Annotated in this window: 17 protein-coding genes and 1 pseudogene; 10 read left to right on the top strand and 8 right to left on the bottom strand. The window is 70.0% G+C overall.

Annotation, left to right across the window (positions count from 1 at the left end; translation table 11 throughout):
• The 3 genes and pseudogenes from MZTS_RS03675 to MZTS_RS03665 all read left to right on the top strand — a co-directional run.
• Positions 1 to 477 (top strand): annotated as a pseudogene (locus tag MZTS_RS03675) (3-hydroxyacyl-CoA dehydrogenase); the annotation flags it as partial.
• Between the two features lie 131 nt (positions 478 to 608).
• On the top strand, positions 609 to 887 hold the full coding sequence (locus MZTS_RS03670; protein WP_009865567.1) for a hypothetical protein: 279 nt from the start codon (positions 609 to 611) through the stop codon (positions 885 to 887).
• A gap of 94 nt (positions 888 to 981) precedes the next feature.
• Positions 982 to 1,146 carry a YqaE/Pmp3 family membrane protein gene (locus tag MZTS_RS03665; protein ID WP_009865566.1) on the top strand — a complete coding sequence of 55 codons (165 nt, stop codon included), beginning with the start codon at positions 982 to 984 and terminating at the stop codon, positions 1,144 to 1,146.
• Here the strand turns inward: MZTS_RS03665 and MZTS_RS03660 are convergent.
• Positions 1,122 to 2,048 (bottom strand): LysR family transcriptional regulator, encoded by a 927-nt coding sequence (locus tag MZTS_RS03660; protein ID WP_192281684.1) that lies wholly within the window; start codon positions 2,046 to 2,048, stop codon positions 1,122 to 1,124. The genes MZTS_RS03665 and MZTS_RS03660 overlap by 25 nt on opposite strands.
• 118 nt (positions 2,049 to 2,166) lie before the next feature.
• Between MZTS_RS03660 and MZTS_RS03655 the strand changes: the two genes are divergently transcribed.
• Positions 2,167 to 2,613 carry a DMT family transporter gene (locus tag MZTS_RS03655; RefSeq protein WP_009866556.1) on the top strand — a complete coding sequence of 149 codons (447 nt, stop codon included), beginning with the start codon at positions 2,167 to 2,169 and terminating at the stop codon, positions 2,611 to 2,613.
• A 6-nt stretch (positions 2,614 to 2,619) separates the two neighbouring features.
• On the opposite strand, the gene MZTS_RS03650 is transcribed toward MZTS_RS03655, so the two are convergent.
• Genes MZTS_RS03650 through MZTS_RS03640 form a run of 3 tightly spaced genes read right to left on the bottom strand, consistent with a single transcriptional unit; the run spans position 2,620 to position 5,893 of the window.
• Positions 2,620 to 3,114 carry a secondary thiamine-phosphate synthase enzyme YjbQ gene (locus MZTS_RS03650; protein ID WP_192281681.1) on the bottom strand — a complete coding sequence of 165 codons (495 nt, stop codon included), beginning with the start codon at positions 3,112 to 3,114 and terminating at the stop codon, positions 2,620 to 2,622.
• Positions 3,111 to 4,838 carry a cisplatin damage response ATP-dependent DNA ligase gene (locus tag MZTS_RS03645; RefSeq protein ID WP_192281678.1) on the bottom strand — a complete coding sequence of 576 codons (1,728 nt, stop codon included), beginning with the start codon at positions 4,836 to 4,838 and terminating at the stop codon, positions 3,111 to 3,113. The genes MZTS_RS03650 and MZTS_RS03645 overlap by 4 nt, the downstream gene beginning before the upstream one ends.
• Positions 4,835 to 5,893: a ligase-associated DNA damage response exonuclease gene (locus tag MZTS_RS03640; protein ID WP_009866793.1), complete on the bottom strand. Its 1,059-nt coding sequence runs from the start codon at positions 5,891 to 5,893 to the stop codon at positions 4,835 to 4,837. Before MZTS_RS03640 ends, MZTS_RS03645 begins: the two co-directional genes overlap by 4 nt.
• Before the next feature lie 46 nt (positions 5,894 to 5,939).
• On the opposite strand from MZTS_RS03640, the gene MZTS_RS03635 reads away from it, so the two are divergent.
• Both MZTS_RS03635 and MZTS_RS03630 read left to right on the top strand, forming a co-directional pair.
• Positions 5,940 to 6,932, top strand: a complete 993-nt coding sequence (locus MZTS_RS03635) for a methyltransferase domain-containing protein (RefSeq protein ID WP_009866792.1) — start codon at positions 5,940 to 5,942, stop codon at positions 6,930 to 6,932.
• Between the two features lie 35 nt (positions 6,933 to 6,967).
• Positions 6,968 to 7,726 (top strand): YoaK family protein, encoded by a 759-nt coding sequence (locus MZTS_RS03630; RefSeq protein WP_009866791.1) that lies wholly within the window; start codon positions 6,968 to 6,970, stop codon positions 7,724 to 7,726.
• A 3-nt stretch (positions 7,727 to 7,729) separates the two neighbouring features.
• On the opposite strand, the gene arfB is transcribed toward MZTS_RS03630, so the two are convergent.
• Both arfB and MZTS_RS03620 read right to left on the bottom strand, forming a co-directional pair.
• Positions 7,730 to 8,155, bottom strand: a complete 426-nt coding sequence (arfB, locus tag MZTS_RS03625) for an alternative ribosome rescue aminoacyl-tRNA hydrolase ArfB (protein WP_192281690.1) — start codon at positions 8,153 to 8,155, stop codon at positions 7,730 to 7,732.
• A 32-nt stretch (positions 8,156 to 8,187) separates the two neighbouring features.
• Entirely contained in the window at positions 8,188 to 8,466 is a 279-nt protein-coding gene (locus MZTS_RS03620; protein ID WP_192281675.1) for a BolA family protein, read from the bottom strand.
• A gap of 146 nt (positions 8,467 to 8,612) precedes the next feature.
• Here MZTS_RS03620 and MZTS_RS03615 point away from each other — a divergent pair, with 146 nt between their 5' ends.
• From MZTS_RS03615 to cobT, 3 genes are all read left to right on the top strand, one after another.
• Positions 8,613 to 9,314, top strand: coding sequence for a J domain-containing protein (locus tag MZTS_RS03615; RefSeq protein ID WP_009866629.1), 702 nt, complete (start codon positions 8,613 to 8,615; stop codon positions 9,312 to 9,314).
• 414 nt (positions 9,315 to 9,728) lie between these two features.
• Positions 9,729 to 10,712, top strand: coding sequence for a cobaltochelatase subunit CobS (gene cobS, locus MZTS_RS03610; protein WP_009866628.1), 984 nt, complete (start codon positions 9,729 to 9,731; stop codon positions 10,710 to 10,712).
• A gap of 94 nt (positions 10,713 to 10,806) precedes the next feature.
• Positions 10,807 to 12,711, top strand: coding sequence for a cobaltochelatase subunit CobT (gene cobT, locus MZTS_RS03605; RefSeq protein WP_192281672.1), 1,905 nt, complete (start codon positions 10,807 to 10,809; stop codon positions 12,709 to 12,711).
• 341 nt (positions 12,712 to 13,052) lie between these two features.
• On the opposite strand, the gene MZTS_RS03600 is transcribed toward cobT, so the two are convergent.
• Positions 13,053 to 13,985: a transporter substrate-binding domain-containing protein gene (locus MZTS_RS03600; RefSeq protein WP_192281669.1), complete on the bottom strand. Its 933-nt coding sequence runs from the start codon at positions 13,983 to 13,985 to the stop codon at positions 13,053 to 13,055.
• A 36-nt stretch (positions 13,986 to 14,021) separates the two neighbouring features.
• Between MZTS_RS03600 and MZTS_RS03595 the strand changes: the two genes are divergently transcribed.
• A complete protein-coding gene (locus MZTS_RS03595) occupies positions 14,022 to 15,938 on the top strand; it encodes a glycosyltransferase family 2 protein (RefSeq protein WP_210329097.1) in 1,917 nt (638 codons plus the stop codon).
• On the opposite strand, the gene MZTS_RS03590 is transcribed toward MZTS_RS03595, so the two are convergent.
• On the bottom strand, positions 15,883 to 16,473 hold the full coding sequence (locus tag MZTS_RS03590; protein WP_192281665.1) for an SCO family protein: 591 nt from the start codon (positions 16,471 to 16,473) through the stop codon (positions 15,883 to 15,885). The genes MZTS_RS03595 and MZTS_RS03590 overlap by 56 nt on opposite strands.
• Positions 16,474 to 16,545 lie beyond the last annotated feature (72 nt).

Below are 16,545 nucleotides of genomic sequence, written 5' to 3'. Positions count from 1 at the left end.
GAGGGGGCGATCGATCTGGAGCAGAAGCGGATTCTCGTCACCATGGTCGAGACCCACAACCGCCTCGGTCGCAAGAACAAGCGCGGCTTCTACGATTACCCCGAGGGCGGCCAGAAGACGCTGTGGCCCGGCCTCGCCGATCTCCAGCCGAACCGGCTCGACCCGGATTCCATCGACGTGGAGGAGCTGAAGCACCGCTTCCTCGTGGTGCAGGCGCTGGAGGCGGCCCGCACGGTGCAGGAGGGCGTGGTGACCGATCCCCGCGAGGCGGATGTCGGCTCGATCCTCGGATTCGGCTTCGCTCCGTTCACCGGCGGCGCGTTGTCCTACATCGACTTCATGGGCGCGCGGGCCTTCGTCGATCTGGCCCGCGCTCTGGAAGCCAAGCACGGTTCCCGCTTCACCCCGCCGGACAACCTCGTGGCCATGGCCGGCAACGGGGGCCGCTTCTACGACGCCCTGAAGCGGGCGGCCTGACGAGGCGGCGATGACGTGACGCTTTCGGGTCGCCGAGGACGGGTGCGCCCGGCCTTGACGACCCAAAGGCCTGACCTGATCTTGAGGGTATGGTCGGCGGCTGCGATCCGCCAAACTTCGGAATTCCCCCGATGACCGCGTCCGCGGCTCCCGCCAATCTCGATCTCGAAGAGCAGCGCGTCCGCATCCGCCGTGCCCTCGACGAAGCGGACAAGCTGGCGGCGGAGCGGTCGAAGCTCGCCGCCGAGCAAGCCAAGCACCTGGCCGAACAGACGAAGTTCGCGACCGAAACCCTGAAGCTCGAACGCGACCGCGCGCTCGCCCCCTGGCAGATCGCCCTGTCCGGCATGGCGGCCGGTGCCGCCTTCTTCGGCGCCGGGGCCGCCTTCATCAAGCTGCTCGGGGCGTAAGCCTCGCGAATCGATCCTCGCGCCAGCCCGGACGGAACCGAACGGCTCCGCTTCCCGTTCACCGGCCGAGTTCAGCCAGCGCCCGGAGCCTGCCGTGTCGACCCTCATCAAGATCCTGATCGCGTTCTTCCTGCCGCCGATCTCGGTGCTGATGACGAACGGCTTCGGACTTCAATTCCTGCTCAACATCCTGCTCTGCATCCTGTTCGTGCTGCCGGGCTCGCTCCACGCGCTCTACCTTCTGCTGCGCGACCGCTGATCGGTCGATAGCGCCGTCACCAGCTCCTCCCGCTCGACTTGCAGAAGTTCGATGAGGCGCTGCGCCAGTCGGTCCGGCTTTCGTCCTGCCGGGCTGACAAGCACGGTCTCAATGCCAATCCGTGGCCGGAACGGCCGCAGGACAATCGGCAGTCCGGAAAGGTCTCGCGCGGCGACCGGATCGACAAGGGCGATCCCCAATCCCTCGGCCACGAGACCGCAGCGCGCCGCTGTGTATTGCGCCGTGAAGGCGAAGTGTGGCGAGAGGCCCGCTTTGGCAAAGCCGTCCTCGACCGCTTGCTGAAACGCACCGCGCGCGCCGCCGATCAGCGGTTCACCCGCAAGATCGTTGATCGTGATCTCCGATTTGCGCGCCAAGGCGTGGCCACGCGTTAAGGCGCAGACTGCTTCGACGCTGAGGAAGGGTTCGCAGCTCACGCCCGCATAACCGGAGCGCGGTCGCACGAGGCCGACATCGCACTGCCCCGATGCGGCCCATGACCAGATCGTTTCCGGTGCCGGCACGTGGAGTGCGATCTGAACGCCAGGCGCTTCCGCTCGGAAGCGGCGGATGGCCCGGGGCACCAAGCGAACCGCCAGGGATGGTTGACAGGCGACGCGCAGCGGTCCGGTGCCGAGGTCCCGGATCTGGCGGGCCGCAGCGTGAAGCTGATCGAGGCCGGCATAGGTTCGCTCGACCTCGCGGGCGAAGGCCTCGCCCTCACGCGTGGGCACTGCACTGCCGTGGCCGCGCTCGAAAAGCGTGAAGCCAAGATCGGCCTCGAGCCGGGCGATGGCGCGGCTGATATGGGGTTGTCCAATGCCAAGCACTGCCGCCGCCCGCGTCATGCCCCCATGGCGCAGGACTGCGCGAAACAGGTCGAGATGGGCCGGGTTGATCATGCCTCAACTGCATCGAGACAGGCAGAGGAGGCATTTGACGGCATGCCTCGCGGATGATTGTCAAGGGCACCGAGGCCTTACCAACGCGCCTCGTCAAAGCTCGGAACAACCGGACGCCATGCTCCCTCTGTTGCTTCCTTCAGCGCTCGCCGTCATGGCTGGCGTCAGTCTCGTCATACAGCAGGTGCTGAACGCACGGCTGCGCGTGGCCCTGGACTCAGCCGCTTGGTCGGGCTTCCTCAGCTACGCTCTTGGGGTCGTCTGCATGGCGCTGCTCGCCCTCGCCCTGCGCGATCCCTGCCCCTCTTGGTCCACAGCGTCCCGTCTCCCGTGGTGGTCCTGGAGTGGCGGCCTGTTCGGCGCTGTGTTCGTCGGGCTCGCCATCGTCCTCGTGCCGAAACTTGGCGCCGCCGCCTTCATCGCGCTGCTCGTTGCTGGACAGATGCTCGCCTCGATGGCCTTCGACCATTTCGGCTGGATGGGGCTCACCCAACGCCTCCTCGATGGTCCGCGCCTGATCGGCGTCGCCCTGCTCATCGGTGGCGTGATTCTGATCCGTCGTTAATCGGCTTCACGCCCCGACGGCGTGCAGTGCGATCTCCCGCCGATGCCCGTGATCGCGGTGCTCGATCAGATAGATCCCCTGCCATGTGCCGAGGCCGAGGCGCCCGTCGCGCACCGGCACGGTCAGGCCTGAATCGGTCAGCAGGGTGCGGATATGGGCCGGCATGTCGTCCGGCCCCTCGATTCCGTGGACGTAGTGCCCGTGGCGGGGGGCGAGCCCGTCGAGGGCGGTCATCAGGTCGGTGCGCACGTCCGGGTCGGCATTCTCCTGGATCGTCAGCGACGCGGAGGTGTGCCGGCAGAACACGCTGACGAGACCGCTGCGGATCTGGCTTTGCGCCACGAAGGCCGCCACCGCCTCGGTGATATCCGTAAAGCCCTGGCCGGGTGTGGTGACCGTCACCCGCGCGCTCGCCTGACGGGTCACTGCGCCGGCCGAGAAGCCGTCGAGGGCTCCGATCTTTCCTGCATCCCTGCCCGCACCCCTGCCCGCTTGCCTCATTCCGATGCCTCCATCGTTGCGCCGGGCGCGATCTCGCGCTCACCGCGCGCCAGAATTCGTTCCAGCACCTCGACCCGGTCGGCCTCCGCCGCCGACTTGTCCCAACGGATGCGGCTGACCCGGGGGAAGCGCATGGCCACGCCGGATTTGTGCCGGGTCGAGCGCTGCACGCCCTCGAAGGCGATCTCCAGCACCAGCCCGGTGTCGCGGCCGTAAGCGACCTCGCGCACCGGGCCGAAGCGCTTGGTGGTGTGGTTGCGGACATAGCGGTCGAGCTTCTGCAACTCGGCATCGGTGAAGCCGTGATAGGCCTTGCCGACCGGCACCAGCTCCTCGCCATCGGCCCCCCCGCGCCAGCAGCCGAAGGTGTAGTCCGAATAGAAGGACGAGCGCTTCCCGTGCCCGCGCTGGGCGTACATCATCACCGCATCGACCACGTAGGGCTCGCGCTTCCACTTCCACCACGGGCCCTTGGGGCGCCCCGGCAGGTAGGGGCTGTTGAGCCGCTTGAGCATCACGCCCTCGATGGCGTCGGCATCCTCCCCCGCCCCCGCCGAGGCGGGATCGGCCCGGGCGGCGGCCACCTCGTCCCAGGTCGCGAAGGGCACCAGCGGCGAGAGGTCGATGCGGGCGTGATCGAGCCGCCGCACCAGGGCCTCGAGCCGGGGCCGGCGCTCGGCGAAGGGGAGCCCGCGCAGATCCTCGCCTTCGGCCGCCAGCACGTCGTAGGCGCGGACATGGGCTGGGAATTCGTCGAGCAGCTTGCCCGTCACCGCCTTCCGGTTGAGCCGCTGCTGCAGCACGTTGAAGCTCTGCACCCGCCCCTCGCGCAGGATCAGCAACTCGCCGTCGAGGGCGCCCTCGAACGTGATCGCCTCGGCGAGATCGGGGAAAGCCTCGGTGATGTCCTCGCCGGTGCGGGAATAGACCTTTCGGACCTGCCGGCCCTGCCGGTCGCGTCCGCCCGCGAGCTGCACCCGGATGCCGTCCCATTTCCATTCGGCGGAGAAGGCCTCCGGCTCGAGCTTGTCGAGATCCTCGAACTCCTCGACCGGGTGCGACAGCATCGGTGGCCGGAACGGCGCCGGGTTCAGGCTTTCGGGCCGCTCAGCCCGGCCCTCGACCCAGGCGAACAGCGCGGCATAGGGAGCCTTGAGCCCGTGCCAGACCTCCTCCACCGCATCCGCCTCGTGACCGCCGAGTGCCCCGACGGCGGTCTTGGCGAGCCGGGCCGAGACGCCGACGCGCAGGTTGCCGGTGACGAGTTTCAGGAGCGCCCAGCGCCCGGTCTCGTCGAGGGCGTCGAGCCAGCGGGCGAGATGGCGCGGCAAGTCGCGCTTCGGGGTGGTGGCCAGTGTCTCGACCACCTCGGCCAGCGTCGGGACGGAGGGAGGCGGATGGTTGTGGCCGAGGCCTGGAGCTTCCTCTCCCGCCAGAGGGGAGGTTTCCTCCGGCCCCGGCCAGATCAGCGCGGTGGTCTCGGCGAGGTCCCCGACGTAATTGTGCGAGAGCGCGAACAGCACCGGATCGACCCGTTCCTCCACCAAGGCCCGGATCAGCGCCGGTTTGGCCTCGCGGAAGGTGAGGCCGCCGGTCATGGCGGCGAGCGCCCAGCCGCGCTCGGGATCGGGGGTGCCGGCGAAGAAGTCCTGGAGCAGGCGCAGCTTGGCGTTGCGGCGCGGTTCGTAGGCAAGCCGGTCGAGGAGATGGGCGAAGTCGTTCACGCCGAGGCCTCCTCCATCCGAGGATCGTGGCCGGGATCCGGCTCGGCCTCGCCGTCGTCGCCATAGCCGAGCAGGTGCAGCGGCTTGGCGCGGATGCCGCGCGTGCCGCACCAATGCACCAGGGCATCCTCCTGCCCGTGGGTGACCCAGACCTCCTCGGCCTTCGTGTCGAGGATGGTCCGGCACAGGTCCGGCCAGTCGGAATGGTCGGAGATCACCAGGGGCAGCTCGACGCCCTTCTGCCGGGCCCGCGCCCGCACCCGCATCCAGCCCGAGGCGAAGGCGGTGACCGGATCGGGAAATTTGCGCGACCACAGATCCTGGATCGACGAGGGCGGGCATAGCACGATGGCGCCGTGCAGGGTCTTCCGGTCCGCCGCCACGACCTTGGGCGTCTCACCGAGGGGCACGCCCTCCCGCTTGTAGAGCTCGGTCAGCTTCTCCATCGCCCCGTGCAGGTGGATCGGCCGGTCCCAGCCCTCCTCCCGCAGCAGGGCCATCACCCGCTGCGCCTTGCCGAGGGCGTAGGCGCCGACGATGTGGGCGCGCTCGGGAAACAGCGTCACGGAATCGAGCAGCTTGCGCACCTCGTCGCGGGTCTCGGGGTGGCGGAACACCGGCAGGCCGAAGGTGGCCTCGGTGATGAACACGTCGCAGGGCACCACCTCGAACGGTAGGCAGGTCGGATCGGTCGCGCGCTTGTAATCGCCCGAGACGACGATGCGCCGGCCCTCCCGCTCGATGGCGATCTGGGCGGAGCCGAGCACGTGGCCGGCGGGGGCGAAGAAGACGGTGACGTCGCCGATGCGCATCCGTTCGCCGAGCCGCGCTTCCTGGCGGGTGATGCAGAAATCCTCGCCGTAGCGCACGGCCATGATCCGCAGGGTTTCCGGCGTCGCCAGCACCTGGCCGTGGCCGGCGCGGGCATGGTCGGCATGGCCGTGGGTGATCAGCGCCCGCTCGACCGGCCGGGTCGGATCGACGTGGAAGCGCCCGAGCGGGCAGTACAGGCCCTCGCGGTTGAGGGTGAGAAGATCGGAGGCGCTTTGCGACATCGGCCGGGATATAGGGCGCGCGTCCCGCATCCGCCGTCCCGAATCGATGTCGCGCCAACGCTCCTCCGGTGATCTCCTCGCCGACCGCCGCTACGCCTATGCCGAGGCCTGTCTCGCCGAGGGCGACCCCGCCGGGGCGGCGGAGATGGCCGAGCAGGCCCTGGAGATCGCCCCTGCCTACGCCCCCGCTTGGTTCCTGCTCGGCCGCGCCCGCGAGGCCGCCTTCGCGCATAGCGGCGACGAGACCGACCGGCGGGCGGCCCTGGCGGCCTTCGAGAGGGCCCTCGGCCTCGACCCGGAGGACGGGCTGGGCAGCCGTCTGCATCTCGCCGGACTCGGTGGCGGCGACGCCCTCGCGGCGATCTCCCCGGCCTATGTCCGAGCCCTGTTCGACGGCTACGCTCCGCGCTTCGAGCAACACCTCGTCGGGGAGCTCGGCTATTGCGGGCCGGAGAGGATGGTGGCGGCGCTGGACGCTTTGCCCTGTGCGCCGCAACACTTCCCCTCTGTGCTCGATCTCGGCTGCGGCACCGGCCTGATGGCGCGGGCCCTCGCGGACCGGGCCGGGCGGATGGCCGGCTGCGACCTCTCGCCCGCCATGCTGGCCCGCGCCCGCGCCACCGGCCTCTACGAGCGTCTCGCCGAGGCCGATCTCGTCGCCTTCCTCGACGGAGAGCCCGAGGCGTCCGCCGACCTGATCGTGGCGGCGGACGTGTTCATCTATCTCAGCGACCTCGGGCCCGCCCTCGCGGCCATCGCCCGCGTGCTGCGGCCCGGCGGGTTCGCCGCCGTCACCGTGCAATCACCCGAGGCCGATCGGGCCGGAGACGGGGCCGGGATCGTGCTCGGCGGCGACGGCCGCTACGCCCATGCCGATTCCTACCTACGGGCGGCCGCAGAGCGAGCGGATCTGGCGCTGGCCGCCTTGGAGCCGGCGGCGATCCGGCGTCAGAAAGGAGCGGAGGTTCCGGGTCGGGTTGTGATCTTGCACACACACGTGACCGCAAGCTTTGCGATGAATGCAACGCGCCGAACGTAATACCGTTGTGCTGCGGAGCAACATCAGGAGAATCGATGGCTGACGAGTCGAACAAGGCGTTTCCGGCAAGCCCCGTGACGCGGGTGCCCTTTGCGCTGATGCTGGCGGGCCTCGCCGGCGCGGCGGACTCGATCGGCTTCCTGGAATTCTCGCAGCTGTTCATGTCTTTCATGAGCGGCAACACCACCCGGTTCGGCGTCGCCGTCTCCGGCTTCGACTGGGCGGGCACCACCCGCTTCGCCAGCGTGATCGCGGTGTTCTGCTTCGGTGCCTGCATCGGCACGCTGATCGCGGCTTGGTCCGGCCGTTTCCGGCTCTCGGTGCTGCTGATCATCCAGGCGGTGCTGTTCGCCGTCGGCCTGTTCGTGCCCTTCGGCAACATCGCCTTCCCGCTTCACGCCTATCCCATCGTGCTGGCACTCGGCATCCAGAACGCCACGCTGCAGGACGAGGCCGGCCGCAGCATCGCCATCACCTACGTCACCGGCACGGTGGTGCGCTTCGGCGCGGGCGTCGCCAACCTGATCCTGCACAAGCCGGCGCCGTCCTTCTGGCTGCAGGCGCCGCTCTGGGGCGCGCTGAGCACCGGCGCGGTGATCGGCGGCTTCCTGCACGGCTGGTACGGCGAGCGGGCCTTCCTGTTCCCGGCGGGCTTCGCCGCCCTCCTGGCCTTCGTCTCGCTGGTGCTGACGATCCTGCTGAAGGACACGCCCTACGTCTCGGGCATCGCTCCGCAGCCCGACGCCCATCCCGAGGCCAAGCCGACGGCGGTGGTGCGCACCACCGGCCGCTAAAGGTCAGCCGTCGTCGCCCGGGCCGCCGCGCAGCCGCTTGACGCTGCTGCGGCGGCTCTTCTCGTCGAGGCGCCGCTTCTTGGAGGCCAGCGTCGGCCGGGTGGCGCGGCGGGGCGTCGGCGGCACCGCCGCCTCCGCCACCATCGCCGCCAAGCGCTCGCGGGCATCGGCCCGGTTGCGCTCCTGGGTGCGGAAGCGCTGGGCGGTGATGACGAGCACCCCGTCCCCGGTGAGGCGGCGACCGGCGAGCCGCATCAGCCGTACCGCCACCGCGTCCGGCAGGCTGCGGGAACGGCGCACGTCGAAGCGGAGCTGCACGGCGGTCGAGAGCTTGTTGACGTTCTGTCCGCCCGGACCGGAGGCGCGCACGAAGCTCTCCTCGAGCTCGTCCTCGTCGATCGCGATCTGCGGCGTGCAGTGGAGCGCCACCCCCTGTCTCCCGTCCCGCGCGGTGACCGCGATCAACCGGCCTCGCCCGGCGTGCGGGCGCGCACCGCCAGGGCGTGCAGACCGCGCTTAAAAGCCTCGTCGAGGAGCCCGTTGACGAGCCTGTGACGCTCGACCCGGCTCTTGCCCTCGAACGCCGCCGAGACGACATCGAGCCGGAAATGGGTCTCGCCCTCCGGCCGCGCACCGGCATGGCCGGCGTGCAGGTGCGACTCGTCGATCACCTCCAGCGCGGTCGGCGCCAGTTCGGCGCTCAGCCGCCCGGCGATCCAGTCCTTCAGGGTCCCGGTCATCGTTTCCTCGTAACGTGGACGGCGCTTCGCCGATCCCGGCCGCAGAGCGGTCGGGGACGGCTGCAGCGTCAACCCCGGATCGGTGCATGCGGCATCAGGCCCGACGGCCTTGTGTCGGCGCGCCCACCCCTCATAATCGGCCCGTCATGGATCTCAACTCGCCGCTGTTCGACCGCATCCGCATCAAGCCGACCTGTGACGATCCCAAGTCGGGAGCGAAGGCGGGAGCGCGGACCGGGGCGAAGGCGGGCGCCGGGACCGCGGCGGCGGAGGCCGCCTGCGAAGCGCCGGGCTGCACCCATCCCGGCCTCTACCGCGCCCCGAAGGGCCGCAAGCAGGAGGGCCAGTACTGGCGCTTCTGCATCGACCACGTGCGCGCCTACAACGCCGCCTACAATTACTTCGACGGCATGAACGACGCGGCGGTCGAGGCCTATCAGAAGGACGCGATCATCGGTCACCGGCCGACCTGGTCGATGGGCGTGAACCCCGCCGCCGGCGACGGCAAGGACGGGAATGCCAAGGGCGGCAAGGCCAAGCCGGAGGCCGAGCGCGATTGGGCCTATGCCGACCCGCTCGGCATCCTGCGGGCCAACGGCCTCGGCGGGGCGAGCCGGCGCCAGGCGGCGCCCGAGCCGCAGCGCCCGCGGCACTCGGCGGCGGCGCGCAAGGCGCTCGACGTGATGGGCCTCGACGAGAATGCCGACACCGCAGCGATCAAGGCGCAGTACAAGACCCTGGTGAAGCGCTTCCACCCGGACGCCAATGGTGGCGACCGCTCCTTCGAGGATCGCCTACGCGACATCATCCGCGCCCACGACGTGCTGCGCGCCGCCGGGCTCTGCTGAGGGTGGTGTCCGAACCTGCCGCCGCGCGCCGTCCTACCCGGAGGGAAAGCGGCGCGTGCCAGGGGGCGTGCGGCGCTCCGAGGCACGGCCCTGTCCCGGCCGGACCCTTTCGGCACGGAGGGTGCAGGTCAGCGGGTGGCGAGCAATGCGCCTGAGGCGGTCCATGTCCGCGCCGACGGGGCGGCAAACCTGCGCACGCGTCCTATATGCCTCGAACACGGCCTCCCGAAGGAAGCCGGCTTCCGGCCCAGGTTCTCTTTCTCGTGAAGCCCCCTTGGCGATGCCGAGGGGCGGCGATTAAGGAAGACATCCGCCCGCTTCCGGTCGGGCCGCCCGGCAGGTGAGTTGACGATCCAAAGCGCGGTCGCGCGGACCCTTCGAGGTCCGGCAGCGGCCGCCCCGATGAGGTTTCGAATGCTGTCCGACGATACGCCCGCTTCCCTGCCCGACCGCGAGGTCTCCGTCCGCGAGGTGTTCGGCATCGACCTCGACCTCAAGGTGCCGGCCTTCTCCGAGACCGACGAGCACGTGCCGGATCTCGACCCGGATTACATCTTCGATCGTGAGACCACGCTGTCGATCCTGGCGGGCTTCGCTCGGAACCGCCGCGTCATGGTCACCGGCTATCACGGCACCGGCAAGTCGACGCATATCGAGCAGGTCGCGGCGCGGCTGAACTGGCCCTGTATCCGGATCAATCTCGACAGCCACGTCTCGCGCATCGATCTCGTCGGCAAGGATGCCATCGTCCTTCAGGACGGCAAGCAGATCACCGCCTTCCAGGACGGCATCCTGCCCTGGGCGCTGCAGAACAACGTCGCCCTCGTCTTCGACGAGTACGATGCCGGCCGCCCGGACGTGATGTTCGTGATCCAGCGGGTGCTGGAATTGTCCGGCCGGCTGACGCTGCTCGACCAGAAGCGCGTGATCCGCCCGCATCCGGCCTTCCGCCTGTTCGCCACCGCCAACACCGTCGGCCTCGGCGACACCTCGGGCCTGTATCACGGCACCCAGCAGATCAATCAGGGCCAGATGGACCGCTGGTCGATCGTCACCACGCTGAACTACCTGCCGCACGACCGCGAGGTCGACATCGTGCTCTCCAAGTCGCCGCACTACCAGAGCGAGGGCGGACGCGACACGGTGAACCGGATGGTGCGCGTGGCCGACCTGACCCGCAACGCCTTCATGAACGGGGATCTCTCCACCGTCATGAGCCCGCGCACGGTCATCACCTGGGCCGAGAACGCCGACATCTTCCGCGATATCGGCTTCGCCTTCCGGGTGACCTTCCTCAACAAGTGCGACGAGCTGGAGCGCCCGCTGGTCGCCGAGTTCTACCAGCGCGCCTTCGGCAAGGACCTGCCCGAGAGCGCGCTCAACGTCGCCCTGAGCTGACGGAGCGGCCGCCCCGCGCGTTTATGCGGCGGGGCGGCGCCCTCTCCCCGGTGCCGGGGCCTTCGAACTCGATCCGGTGGCTTTTCGCGAAGACATGGCTCTCACCAACCGACCCAAGTCCGGCGAGCGCAAGGAACCCGGCGCCGAGCCGCTGAAACGTTCCGTGGCCGGTTGCCTGCGCGCCATCGCCAAGCGGCCCGAGATCGAGGTCACCTATGCCAGCGACCGACCGGCGCTGATCGGCGACAAGGCGCGCCTGCCCGAGCCGACCCGGCGCCTCACCGCCGAGGACGCGGCGATCCTGCGCGGCCATTCCGATTCGATGGCGCTGCGCCTCGGCTGCCACGATGCCGGCGTGCATCGCCGGCTCGCCCCGGAGAGCGCCGCCGCGCGGGCGGTCTATGACGCGGTCGAGCAGGCCCGCGTCGAGGCGATCGGCTCCCGCCGCCTCGACGGCGTGGCCGCCAACATCTCCGCGATGCTGGAGGACCGCTACCATCGCGGCGGCAAGTACGAAAACATCACCGACCGCGCCGATGCGCCGATGGAGGATGCCGTCGCGCTGATGGTGCGCGAGCGCCTGACCGGCCAGAAGCCGCCGCCCGCCGCCGCCCGGATCGTCGAGCTGTGGCGCGACCATATCGAGGCGCGGGCGGGCAAGAACCTCGACGGTCTGCTCGGCACCATCGAGAACCAGCGCGGCTTCGCCCGCTCGGTGCGCGACCTGCTCTCCTCCCTCGATATGGCGGACGAGACGCCGCTCGATCAGGACGACGAGAGCGACGAGGACGAGAACCAGGCCCAGGACGACGAGCAGCAGCCGAGCGAGGGCGAGGCGGAGGAGCAGAGCCAGGGCGACCGCGCCGAGATCGAGGTGAGCGACGAGGCCACCGACGAACTCGACGAGGGCGCCACCGAATCCGCCGATGCGCCCTCCGGCGAGCTGCCGGAGGAGGCCGAGGACGCGGAATCGGAAGAGGCCTCCGAATCCTGGCGCCCGCCGAGCCAGCGGGGCAACGAGCGCACCGGCCCCGACTACCGGGTCTACAATCCCCGATTCGACGAGACCGTCGAGGCCGAGGATCTGTGCGATGCCGAGGAGCTGTCGCGGCTGCGCAGCTATCTCGACAAGCAGCTCGCCCATCTTCAGGGCGTGGTCGGGCGCCTCGCCAACCGGCTCCAGCGCCGGCTGCTGGCGCAGCAGAGCCGTGCCTGGGATTTCGACCTGGAGGAGGGCCAGCTCGACCCGGCCCGCTTGGTTCGCGTCGTCACCGATCCGTTTCAGCCCCTCTCCTTCAAGCAGGAGAAGGACACCGACTTCCGCGATACGGTCGTCACCCTGCTGCTCGACAATTCCGGCTCGATGCGCGGCCGGCCGATCACCGTGGCGGCGACCTGCGCCGACATCCTCGCCCGGACGCTGGAGCGCTGCGGCGTGAAGGTCGAGATCCTGGGCTTCACCACCCGTGCCTGGAAGGGCGGCCAATCCCGCGAGGCCTGGCTCGCCGCCGGCAAGCCGCCCTCCCCCGGCCGGCTGAACGACCTGCGCCACATCGTCTACAAGAGCGCCGACGCGCCGTGGCGCCGTGCCCGCAAGAATCTCGGGCTGATGATGCGCGAGGGTCTGCTGAAGGAGAACATCGACGGCGAGGCCCTGGACTGGGCGCATAAGCGCCTGCTGGCCCGGCCCGAGCAGCGGCGGATCCTGATGGTGATCTCCGACGGCGCGCCGGTCGATGACTCGACCCTCTCGGTCAATCCCGGCAACTATCTGGAGCGCCACCTGCGCTACATGATCGAGGAGATCGAGACCCGCTCTCCGGTCGAGCTCCTCGCCATCGGCATCGGCCACGACGTGACCCGCTACTACCGCCGGGCCGTGACGATCATCGACGCCGAGGAACTCGGCGGGGCGATGACGGAGAAGCTCGCCGAATTGTTCGAGGAGGATGCCGGCGCCTCCCGCGGTGGCCTGCGCCGCGTGGCCGGCCGGCGCTGACAACGGGACGCGAGGGGGGCGATCCGCCCCCCGGCGGGGCTATTTGGTCTGGCCGGAGAGCTTGCCGTCCTCGGGCTTCAGCATCATGCGGCCCTCGTAGCCGTCATATCCGCCGCTATAGGAGAAGCGGTTCAGGGCCAGCCTCTTGCGGGTTTCCGGAGACGGTTCGCACTCCCGGGATGTCTGATAGGCCCGCTGCCCGTATCGGCGTCCTGTCGCTGTCAGAGGGAGGCGAGGCTTCGGCATTCCGGGGCTCCGTTCGGGGAATCAGGCGAGTGTAAAGGCAAGTCCCGAGCGGCCGCCAGTGTTGCATCCGGCGGATCCAACGGCGTCGAGGCGCGTCAGAACGGGCTGATTGGGAAGAAGCGCAGATAGAGCTCGGTGTACTTCCCGTCGTCCCAGACCCGTTGCAGGGCGTCGTCGAGGGCGCGGGCGAGGGCTGCGTCCTCGGTGCGGGTAACGAAGCCGATGCCCTCGCCGAAATAGCGGTTTTCCAGATAGTCGCCGCCCGAGAAGGCGCAGCACGTCTCCGCCTCCTGGCCGTTCAGCCACAGCGCGAGATTGAGCCCGTCGGCGAACAGGTAATCCATCTCGCCGCGCTTGAGTGCGCTCTCGGCCGCCGAGAGATCGGTGAAGGTCTTGCGCGCGGCTTTGGGGAAGAAGGCCTTGAGGTAGGCTTCGTGGGCGCTGCCCTCCACCACCCCGACGCTCCGCTCCGCCAGGGCGGCGGCGGAAGGCGCGGGCAGGTTACGGTCCTTGCGGGCGATGAAGCGGGCCGGCCAGCGGAAATAGGGCCGCGTCGCCAGGAAGCGCGCCCGCAATCCCTGCGTCAGTGGCACGGCGGCGGCCACCACGTCGCCCTGCTTGTCGGCGAGGGCGTCGAGCAGGGTGTCGAAGCGGCGCGCCTGAACCGTGCAGGCAATGGCGAGGCGGTCGCAGACGGCTCGGGCCAGTTCCACGGCGAAGCCGGTCGGCGTCCCGTCCGGCCCGGCGAAATGCAGCGGCGGGAACTCGTCGTCGGTCATGAAACGCACCGCCCGCCCCGTCTGCGGGGCCTCGACACGCTCACCGCGGGCGCGGGGATTCCAGAAGTTCGGAACGGTGACGGCCGAGGGCTCCGCCGCCGCAGAAGGGGGCGGTTGTTGTGCCCGTGCAACGCCTGCGGGCAAAGCGGACAGGGCGATGCCGATCGCCAGGAGCAACCCCCGGCTGTGGCTTGACGCTCGGGTTGCGGTGACGAAGCGATACATGCCGACGGAGTGGTCCTGGCCCATGCCCCTCCCTAGCACGACCCGGGCCCGCAGGGAGCCATGGCCCTGTCCGACCCTGCCGACCGTCGAAGCGCCAGGGTCGCGCCGCTTCCGCCCGAGATCGGCTTCCTCGCCGCCGAGGGTATTGCGCCCGACATCCTGGCCCGAGCCGTCGATCTGGCCCGGCACTCGGGGACCGACGCGGCCACCGCTCTCCTCCATGCCGGCCTCGTCTCCGAGGAGAGCTTCTACCGGGCGCTGGCCCGGCGGCTCGGCACGGCTTTCCTGGCCGAGCCGGTCCCCCTGCGAGGTGATCTGCGCTACCCGCAATGCCTCGCGGTCGGCGCCGCTTTGCTGGAGGCCGAGCCGTGCCGGGTCGTCGCCGCGCCCCGCGGCTTGGCCGTGGCCCGGCTGATCGCGGCGGCGGGAGGGCTGGCGCATCGGCCCGTCATCACCACGCCGACCGCTCTGAGGCGGGCGGTCTTCGCCCGGCACGGGGCCGTGATCGCCGAGGCGGCCTCCGAAACCCTGGGGCGCCTGCATCCCCTCTGGTCGTGCCGTCCGGGGCCGGGCGCGGTCGAGCTCGCCTGCGCCGGGGCTTTCCTCGCGATCCTCATCCTGCTCCTGCGCCTGCCGACAGCCACCGGCTTCGTGCTGCTGGCCCTCGTCCAGGCGCTGATGCTCGCCCTGCTGACGTTTCGCCTCGCCGCAGCGGGCACCGGCGCGGCCGAGGCGTCGTCGCCGCCGCTCCTGCCCGACGAGGCCCTGCCGACCTATACGGTGCTCGTCGCCCTCTACCGGGAGGCGGCGGTGGTGCCGCGCCTCGTGCGGACCCTGGCGCGGCTCGACTATCCCGCCGCCAAGCTCGACATCAAATTCCTTCTGGAGGCCGACGATACCGAGACGGCCGCCATCCTCCACGCGGTGCCGCTTCCGCCCCGGTTCGAGGTGGTGATCGTGCCCCGGGGCCTGCCGCGCACCAAGCCCCGGGCCCTGAACGTGGCCTTGCCGCTGGCCCGCGGCAGCCATCTCGTCGTCTACGACGCGGAGGACGTGATCGATCCGGGCCAGCTCCGGCTCGCGGCGACGCTGTTCGCGGAAGCGCCGGTCTCCACCGCCTGCCTGCAGGGCCGCCTCGTCATCGACAACCAAGCGGATGGGCTCCTGCCCCGTCTGTTCGCGATCGAGTACGCGGCCCTGTTCGACGTGGTGGCTCCGGCTCTCGCGGCGTGGCGAATGCCGATTCCGCTCGGCGGCACCTCGACGCATTTCCGCACCCCGGTCCTCCGCTCCCTCTGCGGATGGGACGCGTACAACGTCACCGAGGATGCCGATCTCGGCCTGCGGATGGCGCTGGCGGGATATCGCGTCGGCGACCTGCCGAGCACCACCTTCGAGGAAGCGCCGAAGCATGTGCGGGCATGGCTGCGCCAGCGCAGCCGCTGGATGAAAGGTTTCCTCCAGACGAGCTTCACCCATGGCCGCCGCCCGCGCGAGGTCTGGCGCCGGCTCGGCCCGGCGGAGAGCCTGTGCGCCCTCGCCTTCGTGCCCGGAACCGTGGTCTCCGCCCTGTTCTACCCGTTCATGATGGCGGGTAGCCTCAACGAACTGATCCTCGGCGGGGGAGCGGGGGACACGATCCTGGCGCAGTTGACCTGGGCCGGCGCTTGGATGGTCTTTCTCGCCGGCCTCGCGGCGATCTGGCTGCCCGGCCTGGTCGGCTGCCTGCGGCGGGGCTGGCGCGACCTCGTGCCCTTCGTCGTCCTGTTGCCGTTCTATCACCTGCTGGTCAGCCTCGCGGCGTGGCTCGCGGTGCTCGAATTGCTGCGCGCCCCACATCGCTGGAATAAGACCGAGCACGGGCTGGCCCGTAGCTCGCGCAGCGGTGCCCTCGGGCGACGGCGGATGGAGCCCGCCCCGGTCAGAGCCGCTTGCCCAGCTCCGCCGCCGTCTCCGAAGCCGGCCGGTTCAGGTTGACCGCCCCGACGAAGCCGTTGCGGGCATTCATCAGGTAGACCAGGGCCGTGTGCTCCATGGTGTAGTCGCCGCCCTGGCCCGGCACCTTCTTGGCATAGGCCCGGAAGGTCTTGACCGCCGCCGCCACCTGCTCCGGGCTGCCGGTGAGCCCGACGATGCGGGGATCGAAGCTCGACAGGTAGGTCTTCAGCGTCTCCGGCGTGTCACGCTCCGGATCGACGGTGACGAAGGCCACCGTCAGCGCATCCGCCTTCGGCCCCATCGCGGCCAGCACGTCGCTGATCTGCTGCAAGGTCGTCGGGCAGACATCGGGACAATGGGTGAAGCCGAAGAACATCAGGTAGGGTTTGCCGGCGAAATCGCGCTCGCTCACCGTCTTCCCGTCCTGGTTCACCAGGGTGAACGGGCCACCGATGCCGCTGGCCCCGCCCTGCGGGTTCTGCGGCACCAGCGTCATGACCAGCGCGGCGGAGATCGCCACAAGTCCCGCGACGAAGGCGGCAAGCGGAATCAGAACGCTGCGGGACGGACGCATGGGGCCCTCGAAGCCGTGTCGGAAGGAGCGACCCGCTGGGACGAGGCGGCCGCGTTCGTGAAACGGGGGGCT

The organism is Methylorubrum zatmanii (assembly GCF_014845115.1).
GTDB lineage: Bacteria > Pseudomonadota > Alphaproteobacteria > Rhizobiales > Beijerinckiaceae > Methylobacterium > Methylobacterium zatmanii.
The sequence above is the reverse complement of the archived record's forward strand: the minus strand, read 5'-3'. Positions and strand labels throughout refer to the sequence as shown.

Excerpts from the sequence above, each read along its gene's own strand:
- MZTS_RS03615 (WP_009866629.1), top strand. The coding sequence starts at position 8,613 with ATGGATCTCAACTCGCCGCTGTTCGACCGCATCCGCATCAAGCCGACC.
- MZTS_RS03650 (WP_192281681.1), bottom strand. The coding sequence starts at position 3,114 with ATGAGGCAAGCGGGCAGGGGTGCGGGCAGGGATGCAGGAAAGATCGGA.
- MZTS_RS03635 (WP_009866792.1), top strand. The coding sequence starts at position 5,940 with ATGTCGCGCCAACGCTCCTCCGGTGATCTCCTCGCCGACCGCCGCTAC.
- MZTS_RS03655 (WP_009866556.1), top strand. The coding sequence starts at position 2,167 with ATGCTCCCTCTGTTGCTTCCTTCAGCGCTCGCCGTCATGGCTGGCGTC.
- MZTS_RS03630 (WP_009866791.1), top strand. The coding sequence starts at position 6,968 with ATGGCTGACGAGTCGAACAAGGCGTTTCCGGCAAGCCCCGTGACGCGG.
- MZTS_RS03660 (WP_192281684.1), bottom strand. The coding sequence starts at position 2,048 with ATGATCAACCCGGCCCATCTCGACCTGTTTCGCGCAGTCCTGCGCCAT.
- MZTS_RS03595 (WP_210329097.1), top strand. The coding sequence starts at position 14,022 with ATGGCCCTGTCCGACCCTGCCGACCGTCGAAGCGCCAGGGTCGCGCCG.
- MZTS_RS03670 (WP_009865567.1), top strand. The coding sequence starts at position 609 with ATGACCGCGTCCGCGGCTCCCGCCAATCTCGATCTCGAAGAGCAGCGC.
- MZTS_RS03590 (WP_192281665.1), bottom strand. The coding sequence starts at position 16,473 with ATGCGTCCGTCCCGCAGCGTTCTGATTCCGCTTGCCGCCTTCGTCGCG.
- cobT (WP_192281672.1), top strand. The coding sequence starts at position 10,807 with ATGGCTCTCACCAACCGACCCAAGTCCGGCGAGCGCAAGGAACCCGGC.
- MZTS_RS03600 (WP_192281669.1), bottom strand. The coding sequence starts at position 13,985 with ATGGGCCAGGACCACTCCGTCGGCATGTATCGCTTCGTCACCGCAACC.
- cobS (WP_009866628.1), top strand. The coding sequence starts at position 9,729 with ATGCTGTCCGACGATACGCCCGCTTCCCTGCCCGACCGCGAGGTCTCC.
- MZTS_RS03620 (WP_192281675.1), bottom strand. The coding sequence starts at position 8,466 with ATGACCGGGACCCTGAAGGACTGGATCGCCGGGCGGCTGAGCGCCGAA.
- MZTS_RS03640 (WP_009866793.1), bottom strand. The coding sequence starts at position 5,893 with ATGTCGCAAAGCGCCTCCGATCTTCTCACCCTCAACCGCGAGGGCCTG.